The 16,541-nt window shown below is 61.7% G+C and carries 14 protein-coding genes; 7 read left to right on the top strand and 7 right to left on the bottom strand.

Going from position 1 to position 16,541, the window contains the following annotated elements:
- Window positions 1–194: 194 nt before the first annotated feature.
- Window positions 195–1,235, top strand: a complete 1,041-nt coding sequence (locus tag AC6BYQ_RS21265) for an NADP(H)-dependent aldo-keto reductase (protein ID WP_498057508.1) — start codon at window positions 195–197, stop codon at window positions 1,233–1,235.
- 34 nt (window positions 1,236–1,269) lie between these two features.
- Here the strand turns inward: AC6BYQ_RS21265 and lplT are convergent, their stop codons facing one another.
- From lplT to AC6BYQ_RS21250, 3 genes are all read right to left on the bottom strand, one after another.
- A complete protein-coding gene (gene lplT, locus AC6BYQ_RS21260; RefSeq protein ID WP_019455712.1) occupies window positions 1,270–2,454 on the bottom strand; it encodes a lysophospholipid transporter LplT in 1,185 nt (394 codons plus the stop codon).
- Window positions 2,454–4,607, bottom strand: a complete 2,154-nt coding sequence (gene aas / locus AC6BYQ_RS21255) for a bifunctional acyl-ACP--phospholipid O-acyltransferase/long-chain-fatty-acid--ACP ligase (protein WP_498057507.1) — start codon at window positions 4,605–4,607, stop codon at window positions 2,454–2,456. The genes lplT and aas overlap by 1 nt, the downstream gene beginning before the upstream one ends.
- 350 nt (window positions 4,608–4,957) lie before the next feature.
- Window positions 4,958–7,216, bottom strand: coding sequence for a molybdopterin guanine dinucleotide-containing S/N-oxide reductase (locus AC6BYQ_RS21250; RefSeq protein ID WP_498057506.1), 2,259 nt, complete (start codon window positions 7,214–7,216; stop codon window positions 4,958–4,960).
- Window positions 7,217–7,436: 220 nt separating this feature from the next.
- Here AC6BYQ_RS21250 and galR point away from each other — a divergent pair, with 220 nt between their 5' ends.
- The 3 genes from galR to AC6BYQ_RS21235 all read left to right on the top strand — a co-directional run bounded on the left by galR (window position 7,437) and on the right by AC6BYQ_RS21235 (window position 9,267).
- The gene (galR, locus tag AC6BYQ_RS21245; protein ID WP_498057505.1) at window positions 7,437–8,456 is read left to right on the top strand and encodes an HTH-type transcriptional regulator GalR; all 1,020 of its coding nucleotides are present in this window, start codon (window positions 7,437–7,439) and stop codon (window positions 8,454–8,456) included.
- A 158-nt stretch (window positions 8,457–8,614) separates the two neighbouring features.
- Entirely contained in the window at window positions 8,615–8,959 is a 345-nt protein-coding gene (locus tag AC6BYQ_RS21240; protein ID WP_033652133.1) for a type II toxin-antitoxin system RelE/ParE family toxin, read from the top strand.
- Between the two features lie 5 nt (window positions 8,960–8,964).
- A complete protein-coding gene (locus AC6BYQ_RS21235) occupies window positions 8,965–9,267 on the top strand; it encodes a helix-turn-helix domain-containing protein (protein WP_025160230.1) in 303 nt (100 codons plus the stop codon).
- A gap of 27 nt (window positions 9,268–9,294) precedes the next feature.
- On the opposite strand, the gene lysA is transcribed toward AC6BYQ_RS21235, so the two are convergent.
- The gene (gene lysA / locus AC6BYQ_RS21230; protein WP_498057504.1) at window positions 9,295–10,557 is read right to left on the bottom strand and encodes a diaminopimelate decarboxylase; all 1,263 of its coding nucleotides are present in this window, start codon (window positions 10,555–10,557) and stop codon (window positions 9,295–9,297) included.
- Window positions 10,558–10,691: 134 nt separating this feature from the next.
- Here lysA and AC6BYQ_RS21225 point away from each other — a divergent pair, with 134 nt between their 5' ends.
- The gene (locus AC6BYQ_RS21225) at window positions 10,692–11,615 is read left to right on the top strand and encodes a LysR family transcriptional regulator (RefSeq protein ID WP_019455705.1); all 924 of its coding nucleotides are present in this window, start codon (window positions 10,692–10,694) and stop codon (window positions 11,613–11,615) included.
- Here the strand turns inward: AC6BYQ_RS21225 and AC6BYQ_RS21220 are convergent.
- Window positions 11,605–12,759, bottom strand: a complete 1,155-nt coding sequence (locus tag AC6BYQ_RS21220; protein ID WP_154747467.1) for an MFS transporter — start codon at window positions 12,757–12,759, stop codon at window positions 11,605–11,607. The two genes, AC6BYQ_RS21225 and AC6BYQ_RS21220, sit on opposite strands and share 11 nt — an antisense overlap.
- A gap of 317 nt (window positions 12,760–13,076) precedes the next feature.
- On the bottom strand, window positions 13,077–13,985 hold the full coding sequence (locus AC6BYQ_RS21215; RefSeq protein WP_019455703.1) for a LysR family transcriptional regulator: 909 nt from the start codon (window positions 13,983–13,985) through the stop codon (window positions 13,077–13,079).
- Window positions 13,986–14,093: 108 nt separating this feature from the next.
- On the opposite strand from AC6BYQ_RS21215, the gene AC6BYQ_RS21210 reads away from it, so the two are divergent.
- Both AC6BYQ_RS21210 and AC6BYQ_RS21205 read left to right on the top strand, forming a co-directional pair.
- Complete coding sequence (locus tag AC6BYQ_RS21210) at window positions 14,094–14,978, top strand: MBL fold metallo-hydrolase (RefSeq protein WP_019455702.1); 885 nt, start codon at window positions 14,094–14,096, stop codon at window positions 14,976–14,978.
- A 66-nt stretch (window positions 14,979–15,044) separates the two neighbouring features.
- Window positions 15,045–15,692 (top strand): DsbA family protein, encoded by a 648-nt coding sequence (locus tag AC6BYQ_RS21205; RefSeq protein WP_015378930.1) that lies wholly within the window; start codon window positions 15,045–15,047, stop codon window positions 15,690–15,692.
- A 28-nt stretch (window positions 15,693–15,720) separates the two neighbouring features.
- On the opposite strand, the gene AC6BYQ_RS21200 is transcribed toward AC6BYQ_RS21205, so the two are convergent.
- Window positions 15,721–16,428, bottom strand: a complete 708-nt coding sequence (locus AC6BYQ_RS21200) for a hypothetical protein (RefSeq protein ID WP_019455701.1) — start codon at window positions 16,426–16,428, stop codon at window positions 15,721–15,723.
- Window positions 16,429–16,541: the final 113 nt, after the last annotated feature.

Genomic DNA, 16,541 nt, shown 5'->3' with positions numbered 1-16,541 from the left:
GGCTATCGCCCATTCAAGCGCGGTAGCCCTCATTCGTGTCCGCACGGAATCCGCTTCCCCCATCTTCACCGCTTGGTTATAGTCAGGAAAGGCGACATCGCCGCCCGACGGACTTCGCGCCGTCTTCTGACATTGGGCTCCTGTTTTACCGGGCCGCGCGGCCCGTCAGCGCTAACAAGAAAGGAAGGCCGTTAATGCAATACCACCGTATTCCCCACAGTTCTTTAGAAGTGAGCGTGCTGGGACTGGGCACCATGACCTTTGGCGAACAGAACAGCGAAGCCGACGCCCATGCGCAACTGGACTATGCATTGGCCGCAGGCGTGAACCTGATAGACACCGCCGAACTGTACCCGGTGCCGCCCCGCCCGGAAACCCAGGGCCTGACCGAGAGCTATATCGGCAGCTGGATCAAGGCGCGCGGCAACCGCGAAAAAATCGTCCTGGCCAGCAAAGTCTCGGGCCCGGTGCGCGGCACCGACAGCAACATCCGTCCGCAGCAGGCGCTGGATCGCAAAAACATCCGCGCCGCGCTCGACGCCAGCCTCAAGCGGCTGAATACCGACTATCTCGATCTCTACCAATTGCACTGGCCGCAGCGCGCCACCAACTGCTTTGGCAAACTCAATTATCAATACACCGATGACAAAGCCACGGTCACGCTGCTGGAAACGCTGGAAGCGCTGACCGAACAGGTGCGCGCCGGCAAAATTCGCTATATCGGTGTTTCCAACGAAACGCCCTGGGGCGTGATGCGCTACCTGCAGCTGGCGGAGAAGCACGAGCTGCCGCGCATCGTGTCGATTCAAAACCCGTACAGCCTGCTGAACCGCAGCTTTGAGATTGGCCTGGCCGAGATCAGCCAGCACGAAGGGGTGGAGCTGCTGGCCTATTCCAGCCTGGCGTTCGGCACCCTGAGCGGTAAATACCTCAACGGTGCAAAACCGGCCGGTGCGCGCAATACGCTGTTCACCCGCTTCAACCGTTATTCAGGGCAGCAAACCCAGCTGGCGATCGCCGAATACGTGGCGCTGGCCAAAAAACACGGGTTGGATCCTTCGCAGATGGCCTTAGCCTTCGTGCGCCAACAGCCGTTCGTCGCCAGCACCCTGCTGGGCGCCACCTCGGTGGAGCAGTTGAAAATCAACCTCGGCAGCCTCGATGTGGTATTGGATGAGGACGTGCTGCAGGCGCTTGAAGAGATCCATACCCGGTTTACCATTCCGGCGCCTTAATACAGCGAGGGCGCAGCCTGCGCTGCGCCCCGTTTCACCGCCGCTGCGACCACCACAGTGCGCTAATCGCCAGCGCAAACACCACGCCAAATCCGACGCCGACGCCCACTACCGGCACGCCCAGCTTCACCACCAGCGAATACAGCGCCAGCATCAGCAACATGGCGGCGTTTTCACCCAGATTTTGCACCGCGATCGCATTGCCGGCGCCGACCGAATGCTTGCCCCGCTCCTGCAGCAGCGCATTGAGCGGCACCACGAAGAAGCCCCCCAGCATGCCGATGATCGCCAACAAGACATAGGCATTGAGCATGGTGGTTTGCAGCGCGAATACCGCGACCGCGACGCCGATCAGGATCCCAGCCGGCATACAGCGCTTCACCGTCTTCAGCGTAATGAAACGCGCGGCACCGCCAGCGCCCACCACGATGCCGACGGCCACCATGGCGTTCAGCAGCGTCGGCGTGGCGTTATCGGCGATGCCGAGCGCCACCGGCACCCACAGCACCAGCAGAAAACGCAGCGTCACGCCGGCACCCCAAAACAGGCTGGTGCCGATCAGGGAGAAACGCGTCTGCCCATCGCGCCATAGCGTAACGCAGGCGGTAAAGAAGCTGTTCGTCATGGCCCGCGGGCGCCAGGAGGCCCCCGGGCGCGCCGCCGCCAGACGCGGAATATACAGGTTGGCAACCACCGCCCCCGCGTAAACCAAGGCGCAGGCCGCCAGCGCCGCCACCACATGCCAATCCGCCAGCATGCCGCCGGCCACCGAGCCGGTCAGAATGGCGGCAATGGTCGAGGCTTCCATCAGGCCGTTAGCCTTGACCAGCTTCTCGCCGCTGGTGATCTCGCCCAGAATGCCGTATTTGGCCGGTGAATATGCGGCAGCGCCTACCCCGACCAGGCTGTAGCCGAGGAACGGGTTGAACCCAAAGCAGATCACCAACGCCCCCGCCAGTTTCAGGGCGTTGGCGAACATCATCACCCGCCCTTTGGCGAAGCTGTCGGCGACCTGGCCGACAAACGGCGCAAGAATGATGTAGGTGGCAACAAAGGCCATCTGCAGGATCGGCTGGCTCCAGTCCGGATAAAGCTGCTGTTTGATCAACGCCAGCGTGGCGAACAGCAACGCATTGTCGCCGAACGCCGAGAGGAACTGCGCGCTGATCACCGCGATCATGCCGCGTGACAACAAAGGGGACTCGGTCGAAGGATTCATCAGGCACTCTCCGGCTGTTCGGCCATGTGACGCAGGGTGACGAAATCGGGTTTGCCGCTGCCCAGCACCGGCAACGTTTTCAGCAGGCGGATATCGCGTGGCACCGCCAGCTCCGGGCTGCCCAGTTCACGCGCCACCCGCAGCAACGCCTCGCGGGTGATGGCGGGATCGGTGGTGAACAGCACCAAGGCCTCGCCTTTGCTGCTGTCGCTTTTGACCGTGGCGGCATGCAATTTTTCCGGCGACAGCCGCTGCGCCAGCAGTTCGACGCTCTCCAGCGACACCATCTCGCCCGCCAGCTTGGCGAAGCGCTTCACGCGCCCGCGAATGGTGCAGTAGCCCTGCTCATCCAGGCTGACGATATCGCCGGTGTCGTACCAGCCCGGCTGCAGCACGCCGTTGGCATCTTCCGCCGCCGGCGGTTCCAGTTCGCCGGGACGCTCAACCCGCAGATAGCCTTTCATGATATTCGGCCCCTTCAGCTGCAGGCGGCCGCCGTTGTCGATCCCCGGCACCGCGATCAGACGTGCCTCCATCTGCGGCATGATGCGGCCGACGGTGCCTACCTTGGTCGCCAGCGGCACGTTGATCGACACCACCGGCGCGCACTCGGTCACGCCATAGCCTTCCAGGATGCGAATGCCGTATTTATCCTGATAGATCTGTTTGGTGCTGTCCGCCAGTTTCTCTGCACCGGCCACCACGTAGCGCAGGCGGGCAAAATCATACGGATGGGCGAAGCGCGCATAGTTGTTGAGGAAGGTCGCCGTGCCGAACAACACCGTGCAGTTGCGGTCATATACCAACTCCGGCACCACGCGGTAATGCAGCGGGCTGGGGTAGAGAAAAATGCGGCTGCCTGTGAGAAGCGGCGTCAGCAGCCCCACCGTCAGGCCAAACGAATGGAATAACGGCAGCGAGGACATGAAGCGGTCGCGCGGCGTGAAATCGGCAATGGAGCGGATTTGTTCTACGTTGGCCAGCAGGCTGGCATGCGAATGCACCACGCCCTTGGGGTGGCCTTCAGAACCTGAAGTGAACAGGATCAGCGCCGCATCCTCCGGGCGTTGCGGCAACACCGCGCGCTGCGGCTGCAGCAAGTGCCGCAGGATCCACAGCTTGTCCGCCAGCGTAACTGTGTCTTTCAGATCCTCCAGATACACCCAGTTGGCCTGCGTCACCTGCTCCGGCAGGTGGGTCAGCTTGCCCTTTTCCAGAAACTGACGCGAGGTGACGATGGTCTTGATGCCGGCGGCGAGCATCGCGCTGTTCAGGCCGTTGGCGCCGGCGGTGTAGTTGAGCATCGCCGGAATACGGTTGCGCAGCGAAGCGCCGAAGATCGCCGCCGCGGTGATGGTGGCATTCGGCAACAGCAGCCCGACGTGCTCCCCTTCGGCGGTAAAGCGCTGCAGAATGCGGCTGACGCCCAGCGATTTCTTGATCAGCGTCTGGTAACTGTCTTCTTTGAAAGCGATGTCTTCGATGCAGGGCTTGCGGCGCCCGTAGCGGTGCTGCGCCGCCAGCAAGGCATGGAACAGAGTTTGCGGTTCACGCGTATCCATCCGCGCCCGCATCATGATCTGCATCAGCCGATCGCCCGCCAGCGCACGGCGTTCGCGCGCACGCGGCGCCTCCGGCATCGGCAGCGTGGTCGGCGGCAAGATGCGGATGCTGATTCGCGGGAACCAGCGGATCTTGAACACCCCGGCCATGCGGCCGAACGGGCTGAATTCGGGGCCGTCGATCCGCACGGGTACCACAGTGGCACCCGATTTGGCGGCGATAAACGCCGCCCCATCGTAGATTTTCATCAGTGCACCGGTCACGGTGATGCGCCCTTCAGGGAACACCACGATCGGCCGCCCCTGCTCGACCATGCGCACCAGCTGCTTGATGGCCATCGGCTTGGTGGGGTCGAGCGAGACAAAATCGATGTAAGGCCGCAGCCAGCGCATAAACCAGCTCTCGCCGATGCTGGCGTAAACCGCAAACACCGGTTTAATCGGCAGGAACAGCGCCAACAGCACGCCGTCAAGAAAAGAGACGTGGTTCGGCGTAATCAGCAGTTTTTGCCGTTCGAAGTGCTGGACGTCCCCTTCGACCCGTACCCGAAACAACAGGCGAAACAGCGCGCGCAGCAGTGAAAATATCATGCCCTTCTCCCTTGGCCATGGAGGCGTAAATCGTTGTAGGGAAAAGAATACTATATGGCGGGCAAAAAAAAACCTACGCATCCGCGTAGGTTGGTGCAATTGAAAATGGCTTCAGCATGCAAGGCACGCTGATTTCTCACCAATCAATACCTCTGGGATCACCTACTCTAGAGAGATGCCGTGCAGGAAACTACCGCCGAATCGCAAGAGTTCTGCTCCAAATGCAACCAGCTGTAAATTTCCCGCGACCGGCTGTAATAACTCAATGAAACTTAAACCTTCACGGCGACCAAAAGATAAATAATCGCCGCAGAGCCCCCTCTACAGGTACGCGATCGGGTACGCCTCGCTCAGCGAGCGCTAACCTCCACCAGACAGCTCATGGCATTCGGCCCCTGCGTCAGCGGCGAGGTGCCGATATCCAGCGTCAGCACGTTCGGGTTGCCCGCCTGTTCAATCGGTTGACGCTGCGCGCCAACGCCCGGATCGAACCAGGCGCCGGTCGCCATCAGCACCACCCCGCGCGTTACGCCGTCGGTCAGCGATACCCCCGCCAGGCAACCGCCGCGCGCGTTGCTGACCAGCACTTCGGCGCCGTCCAGCACACCGCGCGGCGCGGCGTCGTCCGGATGCATATACAGGGTTTCGCGTCCGGCGGTTTTGTTCCCCTGCGCCAGCGGCGCCGGATCCATCTGGCTGTGCAAACGATCGCTCGGTTGGATGGAGATCAGATGCAGCGGCCAGTTTTTGGCCTGCGGTGCCCCCAACCACTCCACCGGCGGTTGCCACTGCGGATGCGGGGCGAAATCCTGATAGCGATAACCGGCGATCCGCTCGCTGAACAGTTCAATCTTGCCGCTGGGCGTTTGCAACGGATTGGCCTGCGGATCGGCGCGGAACGCGTCGAAAAACACAAACTCTTTGGCGGGCGCGGGCAGTTCGACATAGCCCTGCCGCCAAAACGCCTCAAACTCCGGCCAGGCGACGCCGGCGCGCTGCTGCGCTACGCCGCATTGCCGGTAGATCTCTTCGATCCAGGCCCGTTCGTCGCGGTTCTCGGTGAAGCGTTCGCGATAGCCGAGACGCTCCGCCAGATCGGCGAAGATATCGAAATCGTTGCGCGCCTGGTGCTGCGGCGCAATGGCCTGATGCATCGCCAGCACGTAGCGATCGCGCGACGAGCCGCCGATATCGTTACGCTCCAGCGAACTGGTGACCGGCAGAACGATGTCCGCCATCTTGGCCGCCGCCGTCCACCAGATATCCTGGACGATCACCGTGTCCGGCTTCTGCCAGCCCTCCACCAGCCGATTCAACTGCTGATGATGATGGAATGGGTTGCCGCCGGCCCAGTGCACCAAATGAATATCCGGGTAGTGCCGCGTCTCGCCGCAAAATTGATAGGCTTCGCCGGGGTGCAGCAGCATATCGCAGATGCGCGCCACCGGGATCGCCAGCCCGGCCGGGTTGTCCCCGACCGGCATGGTCGGCGCGGGCGTGTCCACGCGCGGGTTGCCGACGCCGTTCATCGAACCGTGGCCGAACGAGAAACCGCCGCCCGGCAACCCCACCTGCCCCAGCATCGCCGACAGTGCGATCATCATCCAATAGGGTTGCTCGCCGCGGTGCGCGCGCTGCACCGAGTAAGAACAAGTGATGAAACTGCGCACGCCGATCAGCTGCCGCGCCAACAGCGCGATGCGGGCTGCCGGAATGCCGGTGATGGCGCTGGCCCAGACGGGGGTTTTCGCCACGCCGTCGCCGGCGCCGTTCAGGTAATCCGCCAGCTGCTGATAACCCACGCAGTGGCTATGCAGGAAGGCTTCGTCCTGAGCGCCCAGCCGTTGAATTTCGTAAGCCAGCGCCAACATCAGCGCCACGTCGGTATTCGGCCGGATCGGGATCCATTCCGCATTGACGAACTCGGGGCAATCGTCGCGCATCGGGCTGATGTTGATCACCGGCGTGCCCTTGCGCGCCAGCTTTTGCAGCCAGGGCTTGAGCGCATGCTCCGCCGCGCCGCCGGAAGAGACCTGGGCGTTTTTCAGCGCCAGCCCGCCGAACGCCACAAACAGTTCGCAGTGTTCCACCACGCTCGGCCAGCTGGTGACCCGGCCGGTGAGCGGCGAGAAAGTGCCGATCACATACGGCAGGAAGAACTGCGCCGCGCCCCAGCTGTAGTTGCCCTGCTGATCGACGCCGCCGCCGCCGCTGAAGTAGAACCGCCGCACCAGCGAACGCGCATGGTGCAGTCGCCCGGCCGATGACCAACCGTATGAGCCGGTAAACAGCCCGGAAGCGCCGTAACGGTCGCGCACCCGACGGTTTTCCTCCGCCACCAGATCGAGCGCCAAATCCCAGTCCACCTCGATGAAATCTTCTCTGCCGCGCAGCGTGCGATCGCTGCCTTCGCGCTTTTGCAGCCACGAACGGCGCACCGCCGGCTTGCGGATGCGCTTGTCGGAATAAACCATCGGCGCGATGGAATCGAGCAGCGGCGAAGGGTCAGGATCGTCGACGAAGGGTTCACAACGGATAAGCCGGCCGTCTTCAACCACGGCGGTATAGGCGCCCCAATGGGCGAGCTGCGAATAGCGTTTAATGGACATGGCGTTCTCGGCGCAAATCGGAATCCACAGACGTTACCTCAGCCTGTCGCCAGCGCCAACGTACAAATTGCGCTATCGTTCGGCCGGTGGTGGTTATGCGCGCAGCCACGAAGAGATTCTGCAACGGCCGCCACAAGTTGCGCACGACACCGCTTGCAGCCTCGGTTTTTTTCCGCAAGACTGGGGGATGTAAGCGATTACCCAGGATGTGTTGACTGATATGGCTACGATAAAGGATGTTGCCAGGCTGGCGGGTGTTTCCGTGGCCACGGTATCCCGCGTGATAAACCATTCCCCCAAGGCCAGCGAAGGATCGCGCACCGCGGTGCTGGCCGCCATGGAACAGCTGCAGTATCACCCCAACGCCAACGCGCGGGCGCTGGCGCAGCAATCCACCGAGACGCTGGGCCTGATCGTCTCCGACGTTTCCGATCCCTTTTTCGGCGCGATGGTCAAAGCGGTCGAACAGGTGGCCTACGCCACCCGCAATTTTCTGCTGATTGGCAACGGTTACCACGACGCCGAAAAAGAGCGCCAGGCGATAGAACAGCTGGTGCGGCACCGCTGCGAAGCCCTGGTGGTGCACGCCAAAAGGCTGAGCGATCGGGAGCTTTGCGACTGGATGCAACAAATCCCCGGCATGGTGCTGATCAACCGCACGCTGCCGGGTTTTGAAGCGCGCTGCGTGGCGCTCGACGATCGCTACGGCGCCTGGTTGGCGAGCCGCCATCTGATCCAGCAAGGGCATCAGCGCATTGCCATCATCTGCTCCACCCACCAGATTTCCGACGCCACCGATCGCCTGCAAGGCTATCTCGACGCGCTGCAAGAGCATGGCATTGCGGTGGATGAAAAGCTGATCGCCTACGGCGAGCCGGACGAGATCGGCGGCGAACAGGCGATGACCGAGCTGCTCGGCCGCGGCCGCTCGTTCTCCGCCATCACCTGCTACAACGATCCGATGGCCGCCGGCGCGCTGTCAGTACTGAGCGATAACAGCGTCGACGTGCCGGGGCAAATTTCGCTGATCGGTTTCGATGACGTGCTGATTTCGCGCTATCTGCGGCCCCGCCTGACCACCATTCGCTACCCGATCGTGGCGATGGCCACCCAGGCGGCTGAGCTGGCGCTGGCGCTGGCCAATCGGCAGCCGCTGCCGGAAGTCACCAACATGTTCAGCCCGACGCTGGTGCGCCGCCACTCGGTCGCCACCCTCAACAACGCGCACGAACAGCCGTAATGACATCGCTGCATGGGTGAGCCGTCACCCATGCGTTCATATTGCGCAGCCCTCCGCATTTCCCGACTGTTGATTTTTTCCGCTCCCTGCGTTCGTGCATATTGTTCGAATAATAACCTTTACACTATATAGCATAAACGCTATATTCGGAGCGAATCATGTGGCAAGTGGTGACCGTCGAACGGTTCGACGACTGGTTTTTAGCGCTGAACAACGCCCAGCAAACCAGCATCCTGGCGGCAATCTTCAAATTACAGACGTTCGGCCCGCAGTTGGCGCGGCCGCACGCCGATACGCTGCATTTTTCCGACGCGGCCCGGCAGTTGAAGGAGCTGCGCGTTCAACATCGCGGGCGCCCTTTCAGAGTGTTTTTCGCTTTTGACCCACAGCGGCAAGCGGTGCTGTTGTGCGGTGGCGATAAAACCGGCGACAAGCGCTTTTACCAGCGCATGTTGCCCATCGCCGCCATGGAGTTTTCACATTATCTGGCCACCCGGAGGTAGTGCAGATGGCTAAACCTTTATCCCAATTGATCGACAAGCTCGATCCCGCCGTCGTTAGCGCAGCCAGGCAAAAAGCGGACAAGGAAATTTTCGAGCTGCGGCTGGCGATGCTGCGGGAAGAGCTGGCGGTCTCTCAGGTTGAATTGGCGAAGCGGCTCGGCATCAGCCAACCCTCCGTCGCCAATTTGGAAAAGCGCGGCAGCGAAATAAAACTGTCGTCACTCAAACGCTATATCGAGGCGATGGGCGGCACGCTGTCGCTGGACGTGCAATTGCCCAATGGCCAGCACCGCCGCATGACGCTGTGAAGCGGGCGCCAGGCGCCCGCCCGCTTATCAGATAAGCTCCAGCGCGATCAGCTCTTCGATGGTTTGGCGGCGACGGATCAAACGCGGTTCGCCGTTTTCGAACAGCACTTCAGGCAACAGCGGACGGCTGTTGTAGTTGGAAGACATCGACGCGCCGTATGCGCCGGTATCGTGGAACACCAGATAATCGCCGATCTGCACCGGCGGCAGCTCGCGGGTTTCCACGCCGCCGCCCGCCTGCTGGGTGAACACGTCGCCGGATTCGCACAGCGGCCCGGCGATCACCGTTTCGCGCAGCGGCTGCCCCGACGTGTCGCTGCCATCGGCCGGCAACAGCGAAATATGGTGGTAGCTGCCGTACATCGCCGGCCGCATCAGATCGTTAAAGCCGGCGTCCACCAGCACGAAGTGGCGGCTGCCCATGTCTTTCACCGCCCGCACTTCGGCCACCAGCACGCCTGCCTCCGCCATCAGGAAACGCCCGGGTTCAATCTCCAACTGTACCGGGTGCCCCAAATGCGCGGCGATGCGCTCACGCGCCCGGTTCCACAAACCGAAATAGTGCTCGGTATCGATCGCTTCTTCGCCGTACTGATAGGGGATAGACAGGCCGCCACCGGCAGAAATGGCGCTGATGTCATGGCCGAGATCGATCACCTGCTGCACCATCGCGTCGCAAACTCGCTCCAGATGCTGGTAATCGACGCCGGAACCGATATGCATATGCACGCCGACAAGCTTCAGGCCATAGCGGCGGATCTTCTCCACCGCCTGCGGCAGATCGGCATACCAGATGCCGTGCTTGCTGTTCTCGCCGCCGGTGTTGGTTTTCTGGCTGTGGCCGTGGCCAAATCCCGGATTAATGCGCAGCCACACCGGGTGCCCCGCAGAAGCCTGACCGAGTTGATCCAGCATGTCGATGGAACCGGCGTTGACCGGGATCTTCAATTCGCTGACGCGCGCCAGCGTGGCGTGATCCAGCACGTCTGCGGTAAAGACGATCTCGCTCGGTTCGCCGCCCGGCTGAAAACCGGCCTGCAGCGCCCGCTCGATTTCACCCAGCGATACCGAATCCACCTTCACGCCCTGCTCGCGCATCAAGCGCAAAATATGAATGTTCGAACAGGCCTTCTGCGCGAAGCGGATGGTGTCGAAGTGGCGCAGCTGAGCGATGCGCTGGCTGATGATGTCGGCATCATAGGCCCAGACCGGGCAACCGAAACGCTGCGGCAAGGCCAGCAGGTTAGCGGCGTTCAACGCGGTGGAGGTGTCGTGCAACGGGCGTGGCATGGCGATATTCCCAATTCGAAAGTAACGGCGGATAAAGCCATAGTGCCGCACGCTGAATCGACTGGAAAATATCTATTTAGCCGTAGTCTATTCATTTATGATATGGCTTTCTTCCCCAGCCGAGCAGCCTCGCCATGCACAACATCTCTTTGCGACAGATCGAAATCTTTCGGGCGGTGATGACCACCGGCAACCTGACCGAAGCGGCGGCCCTGCTGCAAACCTCGCAGCCGACCGTCAGCCGCGAGCTGGCGCGCTTTGAGAAACTGATCCGGCTGCAGCTGTTCGACCGGGTGCGGGGGCGTTTGTCCCCTACCGTGCAGGGGCTGCGGCTGTTCGAAGAAGTGCAACGCTCCTATTACGGCCTCGATCGCATCGTCAACGCCGCCGCCGGCATTCGCCAGTTTCAGCAGGCGCAGCTGTCGATCCTGTGCCTGCCGGTATTTTCTCAATCGCTGCTGCCGGCGGTGTGTCGGCCCTTTATCGAACGTTATCCGGAAGTCAGCTTCAGCGTGATCCCGCAGGAGTCACCGCTGTTGGAGGAGTGGCTGTCGGCCCAGCGCCACGACCTTGGGCTGACGGAAACCGCCCTGACGCCGGCGGGTACCGAGCGAATGACGCTGATGACGTTGAACGAAGTCTGCGTGCTGCCGGCGGGTCACCCTTTATCGGCGAAAGACCAGCTGACGCCGCAGGATTTCGCCGGGCAAAACTTTATCAGCCTGTCGAGCACCGACAGCTATCGTCACTTGCTGGATGCGCTGTTCGCCGAACAGGGCGTCGAACGGCGCATGGTGATGGAGACCCACAGCGCAGCATCGGTGTGCGCCATGGTGAGGGCCGGCGTGGGCGTATCGATCGTCAACCCGTTGACGGCGCTCGACTATGCCGGCAGCGGGGTGCACGTGCGGCCGTTCAGCATCGAGGTACCGTTCACCGTCAGCCTGATCCGGCCGCTGCATCGCCCTTCTTCTGCGCTGGTCACGGCCTTTATCGACCATCTGCATCAGCAGGCGGCCGGTTTCCCCGCTCGGCTCGACGCGGCGATCAGGCGCTAGCCGGGCGCTTGGCGCGTTTAAAGGTCACCAGGCACAGCAGAAGCCCCAGCAGCGCTATCGCCGCCGCCGCCAGAGGAACGCGGGTCAACCCCAGCCCCTGCGCAATCACCGCTCCGCCTACCCAGGCGCCGAGTGCATTGCCGACGTTAAACGCCGCAATATTCAGTGTGGAAACCAGATTCGGCGCTTTCTTGCCGTAAGTCACCACGTTGATCTGCAGCGCCGGCACCGCGGCGAAAGCGGCGGCGGCCCACAGGAACAGAGTCATTTCCGCCGGCACCAGCGCATGGCTGGTCCAGTGGAACAAGGCGGCGAACAGCGCAATAGCCAGGAAAGTGCAGCTGAGCGTCAGCGCCAACCGCCAGTCAGCCAAGCGACCGCCAACGATATTGCCCACCGTCAGGCCTACGCCCATCAGCAGCAGCGTCCAGCTTACGCCGCTCGCCGAGACACCGGTCACTTCGGTCAGCAACGGCGCGATATAGGTGAACAGCGCAAACATTGAGGCGGCGAACGCCACCGTCATCAACAGCGACAGCCAAATGCCGCCGCCGCGCAACGCCGCCAGCTCTTTTTTCAGATCGGTCGGCGCCTCATCTTTTAACGCAGGCAGCTTGGCATACAGCGCCAACAACGACAGCACGCCGATCAGCGCCACCGCCCAGAAGGTGGAACGCCAGCCCAACGCCTGCCCCAAGGCGGTGCCGAGCGGCACGCCCAGCACGTTGGCCAGCGTCAGGCCGGTGAACATCAAGGCCACCGCCGAAGCCCGTCGGTTGGGCGCCACCAGATTGGCGGCCACCACGGCGCCGATGCCGAAAAACGCGCCGTGACACAGTGCGGTGATGATGCGCGCCAGCATCAAGAAGTTATAGCTGTATCCCAACGCGCACATCACATTGCCGATGATGAAGATCACCATCAGCAGCAGCAGCGTATTCTTGCGCGGCAGTTTGGCGGTCAACAGCGCCATGATCGGCGCGCCAATCGCCACGCCCAACGCATAGCCGCTGATCAGCCAGCCGGCCGACGGGATCGACACCTGCAGATCCCCCGCCACGTCAGGCAGCAGCCCCATAATGACGAATTCGGTGGTGCCGATGGCAAATGCACTTAATGCCAGTGCGAGCAAAGAAACAGGCATGGGTAACGCTCCCGGTCAACACAGCCCGGCGTCAGACGCTCAGGGCTATTCAATAAACAAGCATAATCCCGGGCCACCCGCAGGGCGGCCCGAACAAGCGGGGTCAGATGAGATGTTCCAAGCGGAGGGATAATACTTAACCCTATAATTAATAAGTTTTATTCTCGCTTTTCGCCCCACAGAAATAGCACGCGGCGCAGAGCGAAGACCAGCAGAGACAGGCGGACAGCGCACAAATCATTCAGCGCTGGGCGCTAAGCGCTTGAATGCGCTGACGATGAAAAATGTGTGCAAATGTTACCGCATTGTTAATTTCATCAGCGAAGCGTCGCCTGCCACTGCGGATCGCTGGCGAACCACTCCACCAGAAAGTCCAGCATGGTGCGCAGGGTAGCGGGCATTTGTCGACGTGAAGTGTAGATGCCGTAGATGCCCATCGACTGCGGCCGATAGCCCGGCAACAGTTCCACCAGCTCGCCGCTGGCCAGCAGCGGCGCCGCCGAATAATAGGGCTGCATGGAAATGCCTGCGCCCTGCACCGTGCCGGCCATCAACACCACCGACTCATTGGCGCTCAGGTTACCGCTGACCGCCACCGCCGATTTCACCCCCTGCGCGTCGAAATGCCACAGGCTTTTGCCGAAATAGGAGTAGGTCAGACAGTTGTGCAACGCCAGATCCTGCGGCTGACGCGGCGTGCCGTGCGCCGCCAGATAAGCCGGCGCGGCGCACACCACCGACGCGCAGCTGGACAGCGGCCGGGCGATCAGATTGGGATCCAGCTCATTGGTGATGCGCAGCGCCAGATCGATGCGTTCCTCCACCAGATTCACCGCCCGGTTGTTCATCTGCAGATCGACCGCCACCTGCGGGTGACGCTTCAGATATTGAGCGACGGCCCCCACCAGCGCCGTTTGCCCCAGCGACTGCGAACAGGTGATGCGCAGCAGGCCACGCAGCTCATCGCTCTGCCCTTCCTCCACCAGATCGATCTCCCCCGCCAACGCCAACATTTGCCGACATCGCTCAAGAGTGCGCTCACCGGCGTCGGTCAGACTAAGCTTACGGGTAGTGCGATGCAGTAAACGCGCTCCGGCCCATTGCTCCATTTGCGCCAGATAGCGCGTCACCATCGCACGTGACATCTCCAGCGTTTCCGCGGCGGCGATCATGCTGCCGCGATCGACGATGGTGACAAAAACCTCAGCGGCGGTAATGCGATCCATGATTAGTCCGATTTATGCAACGAATAATTGCTTATTATCCGGTTTTTCTATCGCTTTATGCAACCTAACATCATTACAACATTAACCGATACCTAAGGACCTCTGCCCATGTTTAAGAAATCACTGTTAACTCTGGCCTTCACCGGCGTCGCCACCCTGAGCGCTTACGCCACCGCTGCCGACACCCTGACCATGGAAGTGTATAACCCGGGCGAGAAAAGCGTGTTCCCGGTGTCTTCCGAGATCGTCAGCGGCAAACACGAAGTGGCGCTGATCGACGCTCAGTTCCAGCGCAACGATGCCGAAGAGCTGGTGAAAAAGATCAAGGCGACCGGCAAAAAACTGACCACCGTCTACATCAGCCATTCGGATCCGGATTTCTACTTCGGTCTGGACGTGATTAAGGCCGCCTTCCCGGAGGCGAAAATCATCGCTTCGCCGGGCACCATCAAGGACATCAACGCCACCAAAGACGGTAAAGTCGCCTACTGGGGCCCAATCCTGAAAGACAACGCGCCTAAAACCGTGATCGTGCCGCAGCCGCTGCAGGGCGACAGCTTCACCATCGACGGCCAAAAAGTGGAAGTGAAAGGTCTGAACGGCCCGACTCCCGATCGCACCTTCGTCTGGATCCCGGCGCTGAAAGCGGTAGTGGGCGGTGTCGCGGTCGCCGGGGACAATATCCATCCGTGGATCGCCGACAACCAGAGCGTGGAATCGCGCCAGCACTGGCAGCAGACGCTGAAAAACATCGAAGCGCTGAAGCCGCAGGTCGTCGTGCCGGGCCACTTCCTGCCGGGTGCAGCGCAGACGCTGGCATCGGTGCATTTCACTCAGAAATACCTGACCACGCTGGAAGCCGAGCTACCTAAGGCCAAGGATTCCGCCGCGCTGATTGAAGCGATGAAAAAGCACTACCCGACGCTGAAAGACGAATCGAGTCTGGAACTGAGCGCGAAAGTGCTGAAAGGCGAGATGAAGTGGCCGCAATAAGCGCCCGAGCGTGATTGAACCAGTCCTGGCGCGGCGGCGAACCGCCGCGCCAGGCGAGGAGCTAAGATGACCGAAACCACTTTGCATTACATTTTCGATCCGCTGTGCGGTTGGTGCTACGGCGCCGCGCCGCTGGTGAAAGCGGCTCAGAGCCTCCCAGGGCTCAAGGTCGTGCCGCACGCCGGCGGCATGATGACCGGCAACAACCGCCGTCAGATTACCGACGAATGGCGCAACTACGTCATTCCGCACGACAAACGCATCGCCGAAATGACGGGCCAGCCGTTCGGTGAAGCCTATTTCAACGGTCTGCTGCGCGACACCACGGCGGTAATGGATTCCGAGCCGCCGATCACCGCTATCCTGGCGGCGGAAAAGCTGGCGGGGCGCGGGTTGGACATGTTGCACCGCATTCAGCAGGCGCACTATCAGGAAGGCCGTCGCATCGCCGACACGCCGGTGCTGGAAGCGTTGGCGAAAGAGCTGGGATTGCCTTCGGCGGCGTTTATCGCCGAAATGCGCTTCAACAGCGGCGCGCCGACCGCGCAACATATCGCGGAAAGCCGGGCGCTGCTGGCCAAAGTGCAAGGCCAGGGCTTCCCGACCTTTGCACTGCAGGATAGTGATGGCCGCCTGCATCTGCTGCCGGCCGGCAATTATCTGGGCAATGTGGAAGCCTGGAAGAATCTGCTGGGCGCCGCCGCACTGGCGTAACCCTGCTCGCCCCGGTCGTCGGGGCGGGTCATTCTACCCGCACGAACCGCCCTTCCGCCCGCACGTTGTGACCGAACCCGCAATCGCCCCGCGTGTGCATTTCCAACGCTTGCTCGCCGAACTCCATCGTCACGTCGCAGACCTGCGCGCTGTCCGACTCGTGCTGGTGGTAGACGGCCTTGCCGTGTGCGATCGGCAGCTCCGCGGAAAAGTCCCCCATGTTCGGCCCGTAATACAGCCCCATCTGCGGCATCGCGTAGCCGGAAAAATCGATCAGCCAGCGCTCGCCCTGCGGCTTAACCACCACTTCACTCCACACGCCGCGCCCGGCGTATTGCCAATACACGCCGCCCGGCCCCTGCGGCTGCGGCCGCTGCGCCAGACGTTGACGCAACAGGCTCAGGTTGTGCTGCGATTTATCGTCGTGCGGTGCCAGCGCCAGATAGGCCTGCGCCTTGAGCAATTCGCCGGCGTGCATCAGCGACAGCGCCACGTTGTTGTAAGCCGTGGCAACCGCCTGCTCGCTCAGGCCGCAAAATTCGCTCCAGGCCGCCTGATCGCGAAAGATGTCGGCGGCTTTGGCGTAATCCTGCCGCTGATAGGCCTTTTTTCCCAGTTCGGCGTAGCTCGCCACCTTTTGGCAGTCGGCAGCAATGTCCGGCTCGTCAATGTGCGCCCAGGCTCGGACGCTGGCGAAGACGCCGCAGGTCAGCAACAGGGGAAACCAAGCCTTCATCGTTTATCCTTTCTGCAAAAATTCGGCGCCAGTATAACCGCCCGGCGCCGGAGTGTATGCCGCAATTGCGATCGCCTGCATGGCCGCCGGCGATTCAACCGTATTATTTCAAA

Source organism: Serratia sp. LTN-2, from assembly GCF_059740205.1.
The sequence above is the reverse complement of the archived record's forward strand: the minus strand, read 5'-3'. Positions and strand labels throughout refer to the sequence as shown.